Source organism: Priestia sp. FSL W8-0001, from assembly GCF_038050335.1.
In the GTDB taxonomy this organism is placed as follows: Bacteria; Bacillota; Bacilli; order Bacillales; family Bacillaceae_H; genus Priestia; species Priestia flexa.
The window spans coordinates 2,309,460-2,328,361 of the sequence record NZ_JBBPAL010000001.1; the positions used below are offsets into that span (position 1 = coordinate 2,309,460).

Consider the following 18,902-nt stretch of genomic DNA (forward strand, 5'->3'; position numbering starts at 1 on the left):
TAAACCTCCCTTCACATCATCATGTTATTTTTCCTCACATCCGATGATATTTCTAATTATAATAAATTTTCTGACAAAATCAAGGTATTTTTTGAAACCTTTCCCAGAAAGCGCTAACATTAAAGGTGTTTTTTTGTAGATTATTCGTTTTTTGTATGTAATCATAAAAAAAGAGATGCCTGAAATCAGACATCTCTTTTTTCTTATACACTATTAATCTAATACTGTAATGTTAACTGTTTTACGACCCCATTGCTCTGCATCAGCTTGTGCAGGAACAAATACGTCGATTTTATTACCTTTAATCGCTCCGCCAGTATCAGCAGCGATTGCTTCTCCATAGCCTTCAACATATACTTTTGAACCTAATGGGATTACGCTAGGATCTACAGCAATTACTTTTTGGTTTGGATTTGCTTTCAAATCTACTCCCGTAGCAGTTACACCGCTACATCCTTCACAGCTAGCTGTATACGCAGTTGCTTCAACTGTTAACTGCTTACCGCTCTGTTGTGATTGTTCAGCAGGTTGTTCTTCTTTAGCTGGCTCAGGTTGTGGGGCTGGTGCAGCAGCTTCCTGAGCTGGCTCTTGTTTTTGTTCAGCTTCTGGTGCCGGTTGTTCGGCTGGTTCTTCTTTAGGCGCCGGCGCAGCTTCTTGCACTGGTTCAGCTTTTGGTGCTGGAGCTGGTTGTGCTACAGCTTGTGAACCTCCACTTGTTTCAATAGCAAAGACCTGACCTGGAATGATAAGATCATTTCCTAATCCGTTCCAAGCTTTAATTTGCTCTACTGTTACGCCATACTTTTGGCTGATTGACCATAATGTATCGCCGCGCTCAACTTTATGTGTAATTTCTTTTATGATTGATACATTTAAATTTTGTTCTGGATGAATAATCGTTGATGTTAAGTTATTTGCATCTTTTAATTCGTCAACGCTCACATCGTGGTTTTGAGCGATGCTCCATAACGTATCACCTTTTTGGACTTGATACGTGTCGTTTCCACTTGCAGATGCTCCACCTGCAAATCCTGCTGAAAGGATTGCTGTTGTTCCTAGAGTAAATATAAATTTCTTCATTTACGAATACCTCCTTATTTACTCAATGATTGAATGATATCACCTAGAGATTGCACAGCCATTACAGGAACATTCAACTTCCATTACAAAAATAACGCTTTTTTAACATGAAACTGTAATATTTCTGATAATTTGTCCATATGCTTCAACAATTTCTATTTATTTGTTGTTTTTTACAAACAAACCCTCCTATTCCTTTTTATTCATAAAAAATGCACCCTAATTGCTAGAAATCTCTAACAACTAGGGTGCACTTCATCAATTGCATATAACTGGTTATTTATTTTTTATTAAAGCCTTGCTTCTCTACGTACTCTTTCATATACATACGCGTTGGGTTCGATAGCATATGGGCCATTTGACCAGTCCACGTATCGTTTCTTTTTCCATTCGTACGCTCATTATAATAAGAAGAAATTTGTTCATCATAGGCTTTTAATTCTTCAATAAACTTATTTTGATCTTGCTCGTATACTTCTTCATGATACACATTAGCTTGAGGTAAACGAGGCTTTTTATCCGTATCAGCAGCCGGATATCCAATCGTTAAACCGAATAGAGGCAGTACGCGACCAGGTAGCTTTAATAATTCTTGAACGTCTTGAAGTTGATTTCGAAGGCCGCCAATATAACAAATTCCAAGGCCCATTGACTCCGCAGCAACCGAAGCATTTTGAGCTGCTAAAGCTGCGTCTATTAAAGCAACCATGAATTTTTCGGCACTTTCAAGGGACTCAGATAAATCTTTACCTTCTATTTGAGCAATAACATCATGCCTATGCAGGTCTGCACAAAAAATAAGCAAGTGACCATTTTGAGCAACATACGGTTGATTACCCGCTAATTCAGCTAAGCGATTCTTGGTTTGTTGATTTTTAACTCCAATAATTGAATATGCCTGTATATAGCTTGATGTGGACGCTGCTTGAGCACTTTCTACGATCTTATGAATTTGCTCATTCGTTAAAGGTTTATCCTGGTATTTTCTAACAGAGCGATGACTTAAAATTGTTTCAATAACTTCGTTCATTTTTCAGAACTCCTTTTTCATTTTAATTCATTCGCTTCTTAGTATAACGAACATTTTCTTTTTTCAATATTTTTCTGCTTTATAACCGACTCTTTGTTGTTTCGTATTCATATAGATGAAACTGGTTCGCCAATACGTCAGAAACCGAGTACTCAATGCTTTCAATGTATTCATCCATTCTTCGTAGTAGCCGGTTGCGCTGCACATCATTTTCAAGCACTTCCACCAACTGATCTTCAAGCAGCTGTGCTTTGTTAAGAGGCATCAATAAACCCTTTCTTTTTAACGTTTGAATATTAACTTGTTCTTGTCCTGGAAGTGAAGAATGAATAAAAATCGGTAGGCGTTTACGTAAAGCTTCACTAATGGTAACACCACCCGCTTTTGTCACAACTGCACTAGCTTGTTCATATAAGCAATTCATTCTTTTTCTGCAAGCAATATACGGAAGGGGTGTAATGCTTGGATGATTTAACTTTACGAGCTCTTGAAATAGCTTTTTGTTGTTTCCGCATAGTACCACATATTGATAAATACTATCGTAGGGAACAGAGCTAAGCATTTGTTTTACATTACCAAGCCCCGCATTCCCTCCAGCTATTAGAATCATCTTTTCAGATTTTAAGTCTATTCGTTTATTCGTAAAAGCAGCATGAACTGGAATTCCAGTCACATAAATGTTACGAGCAGGCACATCGTGAATACTTTGTAAAAAGTTTTTTGTTTCCTTATCAGGTACACAATGAATATCTACACCATTTTTCCCCCACACATCGCTTACTAAAAAGTCAGTATAGATATTAACAAGGGGTGTATCAATGATTCCTTTTTCTTTCAATCCGCTAATGACACGCGAAGGAAAGCTGTGAGTGCAAACAATAACGTCTGGCTTCTCAGACTCAACTAACCGCTTCATATTGTATTCAATAATCGGCCAGCTCTTAACAACAAAATCATCACATGTATGATTCTCCACTTTATAGACGTGTTCGTGATAAAATTTCTCAAACTGCTTTGGAAACATAGAAATCCATTTCATATATAAAGATGAAATTAACTGTTCAAGAGGTTTGCTCCAGTAACTTAGGCAATCAATCTTTTTCACAGAAATTTGCTTATAATTTGCCACGATTATTTCCATTACAGCATCCGCTACCTGATGATGTCCAGATGCCATCTTAAACAAGGGCAAAAATAAAATCTTTTTCATGAATGATCACTCCCTTTAAAGCGGGTGCTTCGCTTTTTTCGCAGCTGTAGTATAACGTAAACAACAAAAAATAAAATGGCTCCCCCGACAATAATTGAAATATGAACTTGATCTCCAACAAAATAGCCTAGTAATAAAAAAGATAGTACCCATACAATTCCACCTATTACGGAAAAACAAACATATAATAAAAAAGGATAATGACTAATTCCTGCAAGGTACGGGCTAATTTGCCGAAGACCAGGAACAAATAAGCCAAATAAAATTGTCCACTTTCCATGCTTATGAAACTTCTCACGAGCAGCTTTTAATTTTGGTTCAGTTAGTCCAACATACTTTCCATACTTACTAAAGAATGGGACTCCTGCATATCTACCCAGCGCATAAGCTACCAGCATACCAACGATAACACCTAGGCAGGCATAGATTGTTGATGAATACAACAACAGCTGGCCTTTTGCAATAAACATTCCAAGAATAATTAAGAATGACTCTTCAGGAGCTGGAATACCAACAATCCCGCAAAATAAAATTAAAAATATTGTGGTATAACCAAATGCATTAATATAATGCGACACCATTGTTAATTCCACGTGCTTGTTCCTTCCTTTTGTAATTCAGAGAGCGTCTTACTATTCATCTTGTGCTGCTTGGCATATGGAATGAATTCTCTCAAAGCACCAATTGTATGCTCTGGTGCTTTTTCATCTGCTCCTTTTGTTTCTCCATTATCATGCAACACATAGACTGCGCCACGTTTTAATTTACTCTTCATCTCAGCTTCTAATGCTCTTTTTGTTTTCTTAAGCGACCAATCTCCAAATATATTAGACCAAATAATTGTACGGTAAGGTCTTGCACACCAAATGCTAAATAAATTCAAGTGCCCCCATGGCGGACGATAAAATATGGGCTCTACTCCAGCTGCTTCTATAATAACATCTTTACACATTTGAATTTCTTTCTTTAATCGACCTGGTGTTAAAAACCAGGCACTTACATGATTATAATGATGGATACCAATTTCATGCCCTTCCATGACCATTCGTTTAAGTAGATCGGGTTGTTCTTCTGCAATTGACCCTACTACAAAAAAAGTTGCTTTCATTTCATGTTCTTTTAGCAAATTTAAAATCTGAACCGTATATTCTCTGTGAGGCCCATCATCAAATGTTAAAGCAAATGATTGAGCTCTCTTTACATTTATATATACGTTTGGGTGAAACCACCGGTATAAATAGGTTGGGAATACTGCATACAAAAGCCAACAAAATCCAATTACTAATGAAACAACCAAAAACCATTTTATTACAATCATTCCAAATTACCTCATCCTTAATATTCTTTCATTATAACGTTTTTCTAAGTCTTTTGTTTCATTTTTTTAACATTTTCATCCTAACAAGCTTGATAGTACTGTGCAACTCAAAAAAAAGGATGGGATATAACTAAATGAGCTCTTCTTAAAGACGAATCAACAAAAAATCCGAACCATAAAAGAGCTAACTCTTACTAGTTCGGATTTATCATTAACTGAAATAGTTACGTCTCAGCTTCTTTTTATTTACTTTCATAAGTGCGTCTATACCATGCTTTTGCCGCTTCTACTTCTGTTCGCGTAAGCTGATGACCAAAAGACTCCCAGTGAACGTCGACAGTAGCTCCTGCACCTTGAAGAAGTGTTGTTAATTCTTTCGTTTCGTCCGCTGGACAAATTGGGTCGTTTACTCCTGCACCAATAAAAATCGGAATACCTTGTGCATTAGGTACTTTAATATCTCTTCTTGGTACCATCGGGTGGAAAAGCACTGCACCTTTTAATGACTGTTCATAGTGAAACAGTAAGCTCCCCGCAATATTAGCACCGTTTGAATAACCGATTGCTATAATATTCTTCCTATCAAAGGCATATTCTTCAGCTGCTTCGTCTAAGAAATTATTTAGCTCTTTTGTTCGAACTGCTAAATCTTCTATATCAAAAACACCCTCTCTTAAACGCTTAAAAAATCTCGGCATCCCTTGTTCTAATACGCTCCCTCTAACCGATAACACAGACGCTTCAGGGTCAATCATTTCTGCAATTGGCAACAAATCCTCTTCTGTTCCACCCGTTCCGTGAAGCATTAGCAAAACTGGCTTTTTACTATTTATTCCTTGTTTAAAGATATGTTTCATCTCTCTCTTCACTCCTCTGCATATAAATATCTCGAATTAAAGATATTTATTATTATACGAACTCTTCTTATAAATGTAAAGGTGTTGCTCAATACATAACCTTAAATAAATTGAACATACTAACAAGCACTTAAAACGGCAAATTCTTATCAATTACGCATTGAATAGTCCATACATCGCATGACTAATTATTCATTACAAGGTTTTCTCTTATCTTTTAATTTTACTGTTGCTCAACATTTCACAGCTTTTTGTAATAAACCCCCTTTCTCTTGTTAATATTTTCTATATTGTACCGATAGTAGTAAATGACCTAGTGTTGAACAATTACTTTTACTATTTAAAATAACGCATGAAGAAGCATTACCTAGCGTGTTAGATATTGCTTTATTTGACAAACCGAAATTTATGGGTACACTAAATGCAAGATGTATCCGTCTTGTTTAAGTTTGTTGTAAACAAGAAAAATTTAACTTCTTTTGTTGTAGAAGACTGTACTATTGAATAAGATTATGCCGATAAGTATAGGCAACCTCTTCAATAAGTATGCGTACAAGTGTAAACCAACCTTAACAATTAAAAAGAGTAACTAGTTAAACCATCTCTAGTGAAACAAACAACCACCGTTGTCAATAAGCTACATAAAGGACATGCCATGATTAAGGTTATCAAAAACCCTTTCTCTTCATGCTTACACTCTATGTGCTAACTTACCATAAGGATAGAAGTTAAAGCTCTATCTTATTGAACACGGAATTATTAATTAGTGTGGAGTGAGAAACCATGAGAAAATTTATTCTCGCTGTTTTAACCGTTATTCTAGTGATCCTTCTTGGTGTCACTTATGTGTTAAAGCAATTTGAACAAACAGCTAGCTTATCATACAGCAAGCTGCAGGCTGTACAAAGCACTGTCATTTACGACAAAAATAATCGACCACTTGATGAATTATATAAGACGGTTCCAAGACAAAATGTGTCCATTGACGAAGTGCCTGATCATGTCAAAATGGCATTTGTTGCAACAGAAGACCGTCGCTTTTATGACCATTTTGGAATTGACATGCAGGGAATTGCGCGTGCTGTGTTTAAAAATGTCATCACGATGAGCAAAGCTGAGGGTGCAAGTACTATCACCCAACAACTTGCACGAAACTTATATCTATCTAACGATAAAACGTTTAAGCGCAAGTTTGACGAAATGTTTTTATCAATCGGACTTGAAAAGCAGTTTTCAAAAGATCAAATTTTAGAACTATATATGAATCAAATATATTTTGGTAGCGGCGTATATGGTATTGGAGCCGCATCTCAGCTTTACTTTAACAAAGACGTATCCCAATTAAGTGTTGGTGAAGCGGCACTGCTAGCTGGACTTCCAAAAGCGCCAAGCACATACTCACCTGCTAGTAGCACAGAAGAAGCAACCAAGCGTCGAAACGTCGTTCTCCAGCTTATGCTAGACCAAGAAGTCATTACGCAAGATGAGTATAATCAAGCTATCAATGAACGAATTGTCAAGCCTGACGTAACGTTTAAGCAACGAAATAGTCATCAAGCTTTCGTAGACTATGTTGTTCGTGAAGCTGAGAAAACGTATGGTGTTACGGCAGAAGATTTATACAAAGGCGGCTACGAAATTTATACTGATTTCGACCCACTTCTACAGGAATCCATTAATCGCTCCGTAACTAATCACGTGTTTGCAGACGATACGGCATCACACAAAGTAGAAGTTGGAATCGCCGCTATCAATCCAAAAACAGGCGGTATATCAGCTATTTACGGTGGGCGAAATTATCAAACAAACGGACTAAACCGAGCTACAATCGGTTACCAGCCTGGATCAGCTATTAAGCCACTTGCTGTTTATGGACCTGCGCTTGAAACTGGCGACTACAGCCCAACAACTACTCTTGTGGATGAGCCGGTAGACTTTAATGGCTATAAGCCTCAAAACGCAAGCGGTCGCTATCTTGGAGAAATACCGATGCGAGAAGCCATTGCTCGTTCAGTCAATACAACAGCCGTATCGCTTTTAAACGACATTGGCTTTAGAGATTCGTTCGGCTTTATGGAAAAAGCTGGACTTCCTTTAACTGATAAAGATCGAAACTTATCGCTAGCTTTAGGAGGAACCACAACGACTTTCTCTCCTCTTCAATTAGCGCAAGGCTACTCAGTCTTTGCAAACGAAGGGAAAATGACGAAGCCTTATGCGATTAAAAAGATTCAAATGCGCGGTGGCGAAGAACAAGAACCAGAGATTGAAACAGAAGAAGTCATGAGTCCACAAAACGCGGATACAATGACGTCCATGCTTGAAGATGTTATTGAAAAAAGCTATGGTACAGGAGCTAACGCTCGTTCTTCTAAGGATGCCGCTGGTAAAACTGGTACAACCCAAGATTATGGAGACGCTTGGTTTGTTGGCTATACGGACGAAGCTGTCATCTCTATTCATACAGGGTTTGAAAAACAGAAAACTGATGAGAAAAGAAAGAAATTAACAAGCGGTGGTGGCGAAGACCCTGCTAAATTATTTAAATCTATTATGGATAGTTGGTAAATCTAAAAGAGGCTGGGACATCAGTAATTCAGCCAATGTTAAACCTGAACGGTTGAGAGCTCCTCACTTTCAATCGTTCAGGTTTTTTGTTGATTGTGCAAACAATGTTGGAAACAGGGTGGAATGGATCGTAGGATACTCGACTCTTGCGGGAAACAGAAGGAAAACTGAGATCCCGCAAGCTCAGGTTCCTCCCCGCGGAAAGCGAGTGGCCGTAGCGCAATGGAACGAACGTGTTCTGACAACGTAAAGAGGTGAGAAAAGGGATTGTTCGTCTTTTTTGAAAATTTGTTTTGTTATGTCCCACCCTCATTTTTTATAAAATTGTTTTATGTTTTTTAAGCGAAAAAAACGAAACGTTAATGACTCGACAGATTGTGACGTAGTGTAAAAGCGTCAATACAACGATACCAGCATTCATACCGATAATAACTCCTGTCATACCAATCGTTGGCTGCGAACCGAGTACAAACATAAGTGAAAAGGAAACAACGTGAGACCAAATCGTATGAAATAGCGCATCTTTCACGTACCCTAACCCAATTAAGTAGGCTTGAAGCGGAATGGCAAAGAAATGAAACAGAAAATATGGCCACAGTGCCTGCAGATAAAAAACAGCTTCTGTGGAATGAAAGAATAAGCTCGTTAATGGCTCCGCAAAAATATACATAGCCAAAACAGATGGAATACCGTAAATAAACGTAAGCTGCATACTTTGAAGAAGAAGCTTTTGCAATTGCTTTTCTTGATCCTTTGCGTGTGCTTCAGATACCGCAGGAATAAGAGCTACTAAAAGAGAATGAGCAAAAAATGCTGGAAAAAACCCAATGCTCATCGCTACTCCTGTGAGCATCCCAAAGTGCTGCGTTGCACCGCTAAGCGTCATCCCTGACAAAATAAGAGCATGCTTAATCAAAAATGGCTGGATAGCATTACAAATCGCATTAAACAAGCGCAAACCAGTTGTTGGCAACGAAACGCTCAGTAGCTTCTTTCGAACATCTTGAGGGGTTAATTGTGCTCTATGCCCTCTTGTAATGACGTTCAATTGAGTCACATACGTGATAAAAAAATAAAGTAAGATAACAGCTTCTGTTCCAATTAGGGTACAGATAGCAATGAACAGAGAAGTTTTCACATCTGTAAACTGAAACATTTGAAAAATAACAAATAAGATTGTTAATTGAAAGGCTTTTCGGATAAAGTTTGAAACCGCAATGGTTGACATACTGTTTTTTCCGGTAAAATATCCCCTCAATACGGCCGAGAAAGAGACAATTGGAATAAAGATTAATACGGCCCACTTTAAGTAGGGATGGTAATGTGTAAAGAAAGGAAAAAAAGAAACAACACCAAACGTGACGAAAAAAATAACGAGGCTTAATACCGTTGCAAACGTGGTGGCATGCTTCATCATATTGCGATGCTCATGTCGATTATGTTCTGCAATAAACTTTGAAATAGAAATCGGCAGCTCTAAATTTGCTACTGTGGCAACGAGAAAAATAATAGGGAGAACCGTCATATACATCCCCATTCCCTCTTTGCCAAGCTCTCGTGCTAATACCATATTCACTAAAAATTCAATGAGCTCCCCTGCAAAAGCAGCTCCTGCTAAGATAAATGTTCCTTTTAGAAAAGTATTCATCTACTAATCTCCTCAATTCTTGTCCTACCTACATGTATGACAACAATCTAATTATCAATTTCTTTAGATAACCCTTCTATACTTTGTCCTACTTTCATGTTATGTTCACCTTATGAGAAATAGAGCAACTTTATGCCTGTTTGGCACAGAGCACTCCATTTTCCTAAATTAATCATTGCAAGAAAAGAACAAAGTAGGTTAAAATTTTTCCAGATTCATATTTTTAGCGACCACCTTCTCTTAGGTGAAAGGAGAAAGAGCCATGACAACGATGACAACAATAAACTTACCTTCAAAGCAAGAACGCCATAAACTATTCGGTTCAGTAGATCCTGGCCCAAAAACAAAGCCCACTAAAAAAGAAGAAATGGCTGATTTACAAAATAAAAAGAAAGATTTTTTATTTGATATTCAAGCGGTTGGTGTTTCCAACGTTAAAATACCTGTAAACATATATGCCCCAGGTGGAGCTACGCCTACAATCGCTACTTTCACTCTCACTTCTTCTATTCCGAAGGATTCAAAAGGCACAAACATGAGTCGCTTTACGGAACTTTTAGAAGAGTATCGCAAGCGCAGTGAGTTGAATTTAACGTTTGCTGCCCTTACTTCATTTGTAACGGAACTCTCTGATCGCCTACGTATCCCTGATGCTAAAGTAGAGATTTCATTTCCATGGTTTTATGACCAAGTAGCACCTTCTTCAGGATTATCAGGTCTTAACCATTCTGAAGCTCGTTTGAAAGTTTCTTACACAAAAGAAGCTGGTGTGACGTTTGAAGTTGGATTAACAGCTGTTGTAAAAACACTCTGTCCTTGTTCAAAAGAAATCAGTGAATATAGCGCTCATAACCAGCGTGGCTACGTATCGGTAGATGTTCGGTTAGCTGATTCAATCAATGATGCTATTGACTGGAAACATGCTTTATTAGAGGCCATCGAATCAAACGCAAGTGCTAAAATCCACCCGATTCTTAAACGTCCAGATGAAAAAATGGTCACTGAACAAGCATATGAAAATCCACGATTTGTTGAAGATATGGTCCGCTTAGTAGCTGCTGACTTATACGAGTATCCATTTGTAGAAGCCTTTACTGTATCATGTCGTAATGAAGAGTCTATTCACTTACACGATGCTGTTGCAACGATTACATTTGACAAACAGCCCTGCTAACTAATAAGGGTGAGACATAGATATTTCAGTTAATGCTAGGTCCGAACTATAGAAAGTTAAATACTTTTGGTAGTTCGGATATTTTTTTGCTGCTTCGGAACACAATTTAAAAAACTAGCTCCATCGAACGGACGTATTCTCACAACTTATACTATTTAGAAACGGCATGGTTTGTTTTTGAGAGAGAATTGTTTCGTTATATTACAATCTCTTCACAAGCTACAATAAAGCAAACGATTGCAAAAGTTCACTGATTTCTCACATATTTCCGATATACTAAAAGAAGAACTTTATACTGAGAAAGGGCATGATGAAAATGCAAAAGCCAACTATATTAATTGTCGATGATGAACAACAAATGCGACATTTAATCAAGCTATCTCTTCAGCGAGAAGGCTATATGTGCATCGAAGCTTCAAATGGAGAAGAAGCATTAGATGAATTAGCTCATATGCTTCCTTCCCTTATTCTCATCGACGTGATGATGCCAATCATGGATGGGTTTACATTAGCTGAACGAATAAGAAGCGTCCACCCATCTATTCCAATCATCTTTTTGACTGCACGCGGAGATGAATTTGATCGTATACATGGATTAAAGATTGGAGGGGACGACTACATTGTTAAGCCGTTTAGCAGCGGAGAACTAATAGCACGTATTGAGGCTGTCCTCCGCCGTACAACTGCACTTCCACGTTCAGTTGAAGTCTATCAGCGATTTGGAAACGTTAAAATCAACAAGCTTGGTCGAACTGTATATGTAAATGATGAAGCGATACCGCTGACGTTAAAGGAGTATGAACTACTCGTCTATTTATGCAACCACATTGGACGAGCCTTCACACGTGAACAGCTGCTACGTCAAATTTGGGGACTAGATTACCTAGGAAGTGAGCGTACCGTTGATACTCATATCAAAACGCTGCGCTTAAAGTTAAAAGCGGAAGGTGACTTGATTCAAACCGTATGGGGAATCGGTTATAAAGCAGAAGTATGAAAAAGCTTTCACTTTCTCTAACAACCAAGCTCCGCTTATTAATAAGCGGCCTTCTATGTTTTTCTATCGTATTTTCATTTTTATTTATTCAGTTTCTTTACGAATCACTCTATGTAGACAAAACAGAAAGCTCACTTGTAGCAGAAGGCCAACAAATTGCTGCTCACTATCACACAGGTAAAATTTCCGATTTTTTAATTGGAAACGTGAACTGGCATAATACAGTCTCAGAAGCGGAATTTTTAATTTTTAATAATCCCGAAGAGCTGAGTGGATACTCTCCATTTTCTAAAGAAGATAAGCCTATTATTTCAAAAGCAGAACGAAAAAAACTCTTAAAAGGCGAATACATTGTTAAAAAAGGCTACGAAGAAAAATTTGAACGCAATCTTATTGGTGCTATTGTACCGCTAATTGATCAAAAAACAAATGAGCTAGCAGGTATCGTTTACCTATATGTCCCTTTAGCTTCATTGAATGAAGTTTTTACAAAAGCAGCAAACATCTTAGCGATTGTCGCAGTTATTACGTTTATTTTTCTATATTTAATTGGTAATCGGATTACAAAAGCAATTGTGAATCCATTACAGCGAATGAAAACTTTTTCAAATGAAATTGCAAAAGGAAACTTTTCTATACGTATACCTTCTACCAGCAATGACGAAGTTGGTCACCTTGCTGAAGCGTTTAACTCCATGGCATCTTCCTTAAAAAAAAGTGATGAACAAAAGCGTGAGTTTCTTGCAAACGTCGCTCATGAACTACGCACACCGCTTAGCTATATAAAGGGCTACAGTGAACTTTTACAAGATTCAACTATGAGCCAACAAGAACGAAACGATTATTTGCACGTAATACAACGAGAAACGACAAGAATGAATGCACTTGTTCATGATCTTTTAGACTTATCTCAGCTTCAATCCGAAACGCTCACCATGACAAAGTCGCCTCTTGTTTTGGCACAGCTTATTAATGAAACGCTTGACGTTTTAGCCATTAGCATTGCTAAAAAGCGGTTAACAGTTTCAGCCAACTTAGATGAAGATATTATCATGAATGCAAATGAGCTCCGTTTAAAACAGGTATTCTATAATCTGATTCATAATGCAATTCGTTACACGAATGCGGAAGGACACATTGACATCTCACTTTCCCATGATGAAAACAAAGTTGACATCAACGTAACTGATACGGGAATCGGCATATCAAAAGCAGATTTAAGTCGCTTAGGAGAACGTTTTTTCAGAGCGGATAAAGCTCGGACTCGCGACAAAGGTGGTACGGGCCTTGGATTAGCGATATCTAAGGAAATTATTCATTATCACGATGGAACCTTAAACTTTAAAAGTAATCTTGGTCAAGGAACTACCGTTACAATTACGTTTCCTTACGAATCTTTCCAATAGAGAGTTTGGGACATAACAAAATGATTGCTTCTAAAAGACGAACACTAGCTGTTCCCATCTCTTTGATTTGTCTCAACACGTTCGTTCCATTGCGCTACGGCCACTCGCTTTCCGCGGGGAGGAACCTGAGCTTCCTCGCTGCGCTGCGGGATCTCCGTTTTCCCTCTCTTTCCCGCAGGAGTCGAGTGTCCTACGCTCCATTCCACCCTGTTTCCAACATTGTTTTCACAATCAACCAAAAAACCTGAACGATTAAAAGTTATGAACTCTCAATCGTTCAGGTATAGTAAGGACTGAACTACTTATGTCTCAGTCTCTTCATTTTACTTCCACACGTATTTTAGGCATATTATGAGAGTCTTTTGCCGTTACGTGCGATTGAACTGTATAAATTCCAGGCTCTTGAAAATCCGTTTCCACTTCGTATATGCCGTCCTTGCGATGTTTTGCTTCAATCATTTCCCCTTGTCCCTCTGCATTTTCTTTCTCAATTTCAAATTGTACGTCATCTGCGTTTTCAACTTTCTCATCACCATATGTAACAACCGCTTTAAAGATAACGGTTTCATCTTTAGATACTTCAGATGGACCATTCAGCTTCACATCTAGCATTTTAGGTTCAGCACTCGCTTCTTGCTCTTGATCTACCCCACACCCCATTAGAAAACCACATATACTTACTAGACATACAATTTTCTTTGCGTTCAATTTGACCGCTCCCTTCCATATAATCCCCTCATTATTTACTATAAACTGTAAATGTGAGAAAATCATGAAGTTTTTGCAAAATTTCATGATTTACAAAACATAAGCTGTCTATTATTATAAATAATAATGATTTCGATTTGTTTTAAAGAAGAAGGTGTTTTTATGTCTTCTCTGCTAGTTGTAAATAGCCTTGCATATAAGTACAGTCATTCATTTTACGAAGTGCTTCATAAACTCAAACAGAGCTTGAACATTCCTATCTTGTTTATAACACAACAGATACCTAAACAACTTCATACTTCTATTACATATCTAGAAGATCAATCCTTACCTATGCAATAGCTGCATAGGTTTTTTCATGGCACGTAAATTAGCCGTATTATCAAGCGGATATGAAGAAAAAGAGTATAAGACTGGATGGTGGGCAGAAGAACTATTTGCTCCTTTATTAAAGCTAGAAGAAGCAGGACATACAAGAGTATGCTGTTTGGGCTAACGACCAAATCATTACAAGCCGTGATCCGTTCTCTTCAGAACTGATGGGCGATGAACTTGTAAAAAAGCTAAAAGCTTAACTGATTACCCCCCTTTACTTTCACCTTGCTGAAGGTAAAGGGGGTTTTATAATTCAATCATGTTACTTCTCACTCTCAGTTATTTTTAACTTTAGCAGCATCAACAATAATGGTCTTTCCAAAGTCCGGTTGTTGGGTCGACAAAAGCTCTAATGTTCCATTACGATATACATGAATAAGCTTATATGATTTACTGTTATAAAAAACGTTATCTCCTACTTTCATTATCTAGCCCCCTTTTTTTCAGTAAATGGTTTTAACGTTCACTTTATCATAGTTCTAGGATGTCTCACAAGACCTTCGACAAAGATAGTGATTTTCCACTAAAAAAGCGCACTAGAACCACTCTAGTACGCTCTTTTTACATTATCAAGATTCTGTTTGGAACTGCTGTTGAACCAAGCGGCGATAAAAGGTGTGCGTGCTTAGAAGCTCTTCATGTGTTCCATTCCCCGTCACTTCTCCATCTTCAATTACTACGATTTGATCAGCACTTATAACCGTTGATAAGCGGTGTGCAATGACAAGGGAAGTTCGCCCTTTCATAACTCGTTCAAGCGACTCTTGCACAAGCTTTTCAGACTCCGAATCAAGACTTGCTGTCGCTTCATCAAGAAGTAAAAATTGAGGATTGCGAAGCAGCGCTCTTGCAATTGCAATTCGTTGACGCTGACCTCCAGATAAGTTTACTCCTCTTTCACCAAGCATTGTATCGTATCCATCGTCAAAATTAATAATGAACTCATGAGCATTTGCCTGCTTTGTTGCTTCAATTATTTCAGCGTCTGAAATTGTACGCTCTAGCCCATACGTTAAATTTTCACGAATCGTTCCTGCTAAAATTGGCGAGTCCTGCTGCACATAGCTAAACAACTGACGCCACTCTCTTAGATTAATAACCTGACTATCTTTACCCTCTAATAAGATTTGACCAGAAGATGGGGCATAGAAGCGCTCAAGCAGTGAAAAAACGGTTGATTTCCCTGCACCGCTTGGACCAACTAACGCCGTTACTTCTCCTTTTCGAGCAGAAAATGAAATATTTTTCAACACCAATTTTTCCTCGTATTTAAACGCAACACGTTGAAACGTTAAATCACCAATTCGCTTAACTTGTTCTCCATGATGAAAAGACTCTTCTTCTTCATCCAAGATAGCAAAAATACGCTCTGATGCACCTTTCGTTTGTTGAAAGCTTGTAATAAAGCGAGTAAGTGAACCAACAGGTACCATAATTTGAAAGAGATAAAGAACAAATGCTACTAGCTCTCCTGCGCTAATAAACTCCTGACTAACGCGGTATGCACCAAATCCTACAATTGCAATCATAACGCTTGTCATCACGGTACTAATAATTGGCGTTATAATCGCTTCAATCTTTGCACGGCGTATCCCAAATAAAAAAAGTGAGTGAAATGAGCTTTTCCCCTCTTCAATTTCTTTCCTTTCAGAACTTGATACTTTAATTAAGCGTATCTCACTAAGCATTTGAGCTAAAAACGCCGTGAGCTTTGACATTTTATCCTGCTGTTCACGAGAGATCTTATGAATCTTTCTGGCAAGTGGCATAACCAATAAGAACATTACTGGAATAACCGCTAATAAAATGAGCGTCATTGGAATATCTAGCGTAAACAAAATAACAATTGATATACTGATTGATAAAATATTTTTGACAAACTCTATCATTTCTGTTGATAGTAAGTTCATCACAATGGTTGTGTCATTTGTGATTCTACTCACCATTTCGCCAGAGCGATTGCGGTCGTAAAATGATACCGGCAGCTTAACAAGCTTATCCCAAATCGTTGTGCGCAGCTTCTCAACCACGCCTTGTCCCACTTGCGCCAAAAGATATAGAGATAAAGCGCTGGTAATCATTTGAATAATAAATAGTCCAATTAAAACTGCAATCATTTGTTTTGATAAACCGCTGTTAATTGTATCCATCAGCTCTTTAATTAGTAAAGGAATAACAAGAGAAGACCCTGTATTTGCTAATGCAAATACAAAAGAAACACTAAGCTTTCCTTTTGATGGATTGGTTAGTCTCCAGAGCTTTTTAAATGAAAAGTTTGTTTTAGCTTCTTTAGATTTGTTCATAATTTACCTTCTATCTTTCTAAATTCTACGTTTTCCATTTCTATTGTACACGAAATGAAAACAAATATAGAAATATTTACTTTCCCTTTACACTCGTCTATACATGATAAAATGGCTTGTCATAATATATAAAGAGTGCTCAAAAAAAGGATGATGATTATGCCCGTTTGGATTAAATCCGTTTACATTGGAAAAATCACCGGTGGAATTGTTAATTTTGGTGACGTATGCTACATTTCTCCTTTCACTAACTCAAAAGAAAATAGCGTATCGCCCACAACAGGTGATGAACCAGCTAATGATAGCAAATCAGGTAAAAAATTACGGCAACGAAAAAAGACTTTCAAACAACGTTGAAAGCCTTTTTTATTAAAAAGAAATGCTTGTAATCATAGCAATGTATAAAGAAAATACAAACAATGCTCCACTTAGCAAACTAAACCAGGCATTTATTTTTTTATAAAAAATAACAAAGATATATGCAAGAAAGAAGATTGCCAAAAATGAGAAGATTGCACCTACGATTGTAAAGTGAAACGTAATTGGTAAGGTGATTGGCTGACCATAAATAAATGGAAGCAGAGAATTTGCTTCTGCATACTGTAGATTTGTAGGCGGTGATTGATTAACCATCACGCCTGTTACAAAGAAAATAATTAGTAAGGTCACCGCTTCAACTCTTAGCCATCTAGTTGGGCGAAAAGTATGTGAGCGTTTCACTTTACGAAGCAAAATACCATTGATTACTGCAAAAACGATTAATAAAATAATACTTATTTGTTTAAGTAACAAACCTTGTCCATAGTTTGTAGACCATGAATTTATGTAGTTAGGGAGTCCTACTATAATAAGCATGGCAATTACTCCGCTTAGTGAAAGTAGAATAAAACACCCTACTGCAAAGGGAGTAAACCATGTTAAAAAAGGTTTCCAATTCACAGCTTTTTGTATAAAAAAGGAAACGGTTAAAACAACTCCGCTCCAAAGACCGACAAACAGCACGTGAAGAAAATGCGAAAGCATGCCGTTAAGCGGCGAAATCGAGGCGGCGTGGCCAGCATAAGAGATCCCAAGCACTAGACCAATAGTTAGTATTGTATAGATATGAGGATGACTTTTTACGACAATCGTAAGAATCAATAACATCGAGGAAAGTACAACAATCAACCATGCATGACCTGTTTTACTTCCAAATAGTACTGCCTGAATTGTATCTGAGAAACCTCTAATTTTTGAAAATGCAAGCACAATTTCTAAAACTGGGCCTATAGAAAAAATCCCTACTGCAGAAGCACTGCCAATTAGCCACTTACTCGATATACTTAAAGCAGGCTTGTTCTCTTCAGAGATATACTGTAAAACTGCTGTACCGAGTAAGAACGCTAAACCAATATACGTAACCCATTCAAATAGCGGTAAAACTACTGACATTGAATCAGCCTTTCTTTTTTCTAAACACAAAGATGAGTGCTGTTGCTACGATAACCACTGCTACAATCATAATAACGAAGAAAGATGAGTTTTCGCTTGTTGATTCAGCTTCTGTTTGCTCATCTGGAGAGCTGCTTTTTTCAGATTCTTCTGTAGCAGACTCTTTTTGTGTATCTTTATTTTCAGATGTTACTTCTTCTTGATCTGCATTCACGGTAAATGAAATTGCATCTTCCATAACGTGACCATCTTCTCCTACAATGTTCCACTTCACTTCATATTCTCCATTTGGAAGCGGCTCTTCAAATGTACCTATTAAATCATGACCTGATACTTCCTGTGAATCAGTTGAAAGTTCTTGACCATCTTTTGTCACGGTCAGTGTACTTACTTTTTCAATATGTGTCTCAAAGCTAAGTTTTATTTCAGTTAGCTGAGACGTAACCGTAGCCCCGTTTTCAGGTACGGTTGTTTGAACATGCGTATGGGCAAAACTCACCGTTGGAAGAGCGAGTAACATTACCATTAAAAACATCATGATTTTTCTCATTAATTTTCACCTTCATTTAAATTTTCTATGTATTTGTTTCTATCCATTACCAAGTGTACGTTTTTCTTTGTGTCTTCTCAATAAACAACACAATTTTGCTACAAAAAATTCACAAATGAAGTTCCATCATTGTTTGTGCAGCTGTTTTTTTAGAATGATAAACCCTCCGACAAGAAACGGTAACAACACACCAAATACTAACAAAGCAATTACAATCACAATCGATAGCATTAATATTCCACCCGTA

18 protein-coding genes are annotated in these 18,902 nt (G+C 37.5%); 6 read left to right on the forward strand and 12 right to left on the reverse strand.

From position 1 onward, the window contains the following. Window positions 1–213: 213 nt before the first annotated feature. The 6 genes from MKZ18_RS12260 to MKZ18_RS12285 form a co-directional block, all read right to left on the reverse strand. Window positions 214–1,080, reverse strand: coding sequence for a 3D domain-containing protein (locus tag MKZ18_RS12260; protein ID WP_025910052.1), 867 nt, complete (start codon window positions 1,078–1,080; stop codon window positions 214–216). Window positions 1,081–1,360: 280 nt separating this feature from the next. Further along, a complete protein-coding gene (gene nfsA, locus MKZ18_RS12265; protein WP_025910051.1) occupies window positions 1,361–2,110 on the reverse strand; it encodes an oxygen-insensitive NADPH nitroreductase in 750 nt (249 codons plus the stop codon). 79 nt (window positions 2,111–2,189) lie between these two features. Continuing rightward, on the reverse strand, window positions 2,190–3,320 hold the full coding sequence (locus MKZ18_RS12270) for an MGDG synthase family glycosyltransferase (RefSeq protein WP_061785841.1): 1,131 nt from the start codon (window positions 3,318–3,320) through the stop codon (window positions 2,190–2,192). Beyond that, window positions 3,317–3,913: a DedA family protein gene (locus MKZ18_RS12275; protein WP_025910048.1), complete on the reverse strand. Its 597-nt coding sequence runs from the start codon at window positions 3,911–3,913 to the stop codon at window positions 3,317–3,319. The genes MKZ18_RS12270 and MKZ18_RS12275 overlap by 4 nt, the downstream gene beginning before the upstream one ends. Further along, window positions 3,904–4,638 carry a polysaccharide deacetylase family protein gene (locus tag MKZ18_RS12280; protein ID WP_061785842.1) on the reverse strand — a complete coding sequence of 245 codons (735 nt, stop codon included), beginning with the start codon at window positions 4,636–4,638 and terminating at the stop codon, window positions 3,904–3,906. Before MKZ18_RS12280 ends, MKZ18_RS12275 begins: the two co-directional genes overlap by 10 nt. Window positions 4,639–4,880: 242 nt before the next feature. Further along, entirely contained in the window at window positions 4,881–5,495 is a 615-nt protein-coding gene (locus tag MKZ18_RS12285) for an alpha/beta hydrolase (RefSeq protein ID WP_061785843.1), read from the reverse strand. Between the two features lie 783 nt (window positions 5,496–6,278). On the opposite strand from MKZ18_RS12285, the gene MKZ18_RS12290 reads away from it, so the two are divergent. Continuing rightward, window positions 6,279–8,063 (forward strand): transglycosylase domain-containing protein, encoded by a 1,785-nt coding sequence (locus tag MKZ18_RS12290; protein WP_061785844.1) that lies wholly within the window; start codon window positions 6,279–6,281, stop codon window positions 8,061–8,063. Window positions 8,064–8,379: 316 nt separating this feature from the next. Here MKZ18_RS12290 and MKZ18_RS12295 read toward each other — a convergent pair whose 3' ends face one another. Continuing rightward, window positions 8,380–9,711 (reverse strand): polysaccharide biosynthesis protein, encoded by a 1,332-nt coding sequence (locus MKZ18_RS12295; RefSeq protein WP_061786638.1) that lies wholly within the window; start codon window positions 9,709–9,711, stop codon window positions 8,380–8,382. Window positions 9,712–9,973: 262 nt separating this feature from the next. On the opposite strand from MKZ18_RS12295, the gene folE2 reads away from it, so the two are divergent. The 3 genes from folE2 to MKZ18_RS12310 all read left to right on the forward strand — a co-directional run bounded on the left by folE2 (window position 9,974) and on the right by MKZ18_RS12310 (window position 13,288). Next, window positions 9,974–10,885, forward strand: coding sequence for a GTP cyclohydrolase FolE2 (gene folE2 / locus MKZ18_RS12300; protein WP_061786637.1), 912 nt, complete (start codon window positions 9,974–9,976; stop codon window positions 10,883–10,885). A 316-nt stretch (window positions 10,886–11,201) separates the two neighbouring features. Next, window positions 11,202–11,882: a response regulator transcription factor gene (locus MKZ18_RS12305; protein ID WP_174521204.1), complete on the forward strand. Its 681-nt coding sequence runs from the start codon at window positions 11,202–11,204 to the stop codon at window positions 11,880–11,882. Further along, window positions 11,879–13,288: a sensor histidine kinase gene (locus MKZ18_RS12310; RefSeq protein WP_144594167.1), complete on the forward strand. Its 1,410-nt coding sequence runs from the start codon at window positions 11,879–11,881 to the stop codon at window positions 13,286–13,288. Before MKZ18_RS12305 ends, MKZ18_RS12310 begins: the two co-directional genes overlap by 4 nt. A gap of 318 nt (window positions 13,289–13,606) precedes the next feature. Here MKZ18_RS12310 and MKZ18_RS12315 read toward each other — a convergent pair whose 3' ends face one another. Continuing rightward, window positions 13,607–13,996: a FixH family protein gene (locus tag MKZ18_RS12315; protein ID WP_035320781.1), complete on the reverse strand. Its 390-nt coding sequence runs from the start codon at window positions 13,994–13,996 to the stop codon at window positions 13,607–13,609. A gap of 358 nt (window positions 13,997–14,354) precedes the next feature. Between MKZ18_RS12315 and MKZ18_RS12320 the strand changes: the two genes are divergently transcribed. Further along, window positions 14,355–14,492: a hypothetical protein gene (locus MKZ18_RS12320; protein WP_226372918.1), complete on the forward strand. Its 138-nt coding sequence runs from the start codon at window positions 14,355–14,357 to the stop codon at window positions 14,490–14,492. A 154-nt stretch (window positions 14,493–14,646) separates the two neighbouring features. On the opposite strand, the gene MKZ18_RS12325 is transcribed toward MKZ18_RS12320, so the two are convergent. Together MKZ18_RS12325 and MKZ18_RS12330 are read right to left on the reverse strand one after the other, a co-directional pair. Continuing rightward, complete coding sequence (locus MKZ18_RS12325; protein ID WP_153301153.1) at window positions 14,647–14,796, reverse strand: hypothetical protein; 150 nt, start codon at window positions 14,794–14,796, stop codon at window positions 14,647–14,649. Window positions 14,797–14,940: 144 nt separating this feature from the next. Continuing rightward, window positions 14,941–16,674: an ABC transporter ATP-binding protein gene (locus MKZ18_RS12330; RefSeq protein ID WP_025911248.1), complete on the reverse strand. Its 1,734-nt coding sequence runs from the start codon at window positions 16,672–16,674 to the stop codon at window positions 14,941–14,943. 159 nt (window positions 16,675–16,833) lie between these two features. On the opposite strand from MKZ18_RS12330, the gene MKZ18_RS12335 reads away from it, so the two are divergent. Continuing rightward, entirely contained in the window at window positions 16,834–17,031 is a 198-nt protein-coding gene (locus MKZ18_RS12335; RefSeq protein WP_025911246.1) for a spore germination protein, read from the forward strand. Window positions 17,032–17,043: 12 nt separating this feature from the next. On the opposite strand, the gene MKZ18_RS12340 is transcribed toward MKZ18_RS12335, so the two are convergent. Both MKZ18_RS12340 and MKZ18_RS12345 read right to left on the reverse strand, forming a co-directional pair. Beyond that, a complete protein-coding gene (locus tag MKZ18_RS12340; protein ID WP_025911244.1) occupies window positions 17,044–18,105 on the reverse strand; it encodes a copper resistance D family protein in 1,062 nt (353 codons plus the stop codon). 4 nt (window positions 18,106–18,109) lie between these two features. Further along, complete coding sequence (locus MKZ18_RS12345) at window positions 18,110–18,655, reverse strand: copper resistance CopC family protein (RefSeq protein ID WP_144594350.1); 546 nt, start codon at window positions 18,653–18,655, stop codon at window positions 18,110–18,112. Window positions 18,656–18,902: the final 247 nt, after the last annotated feature.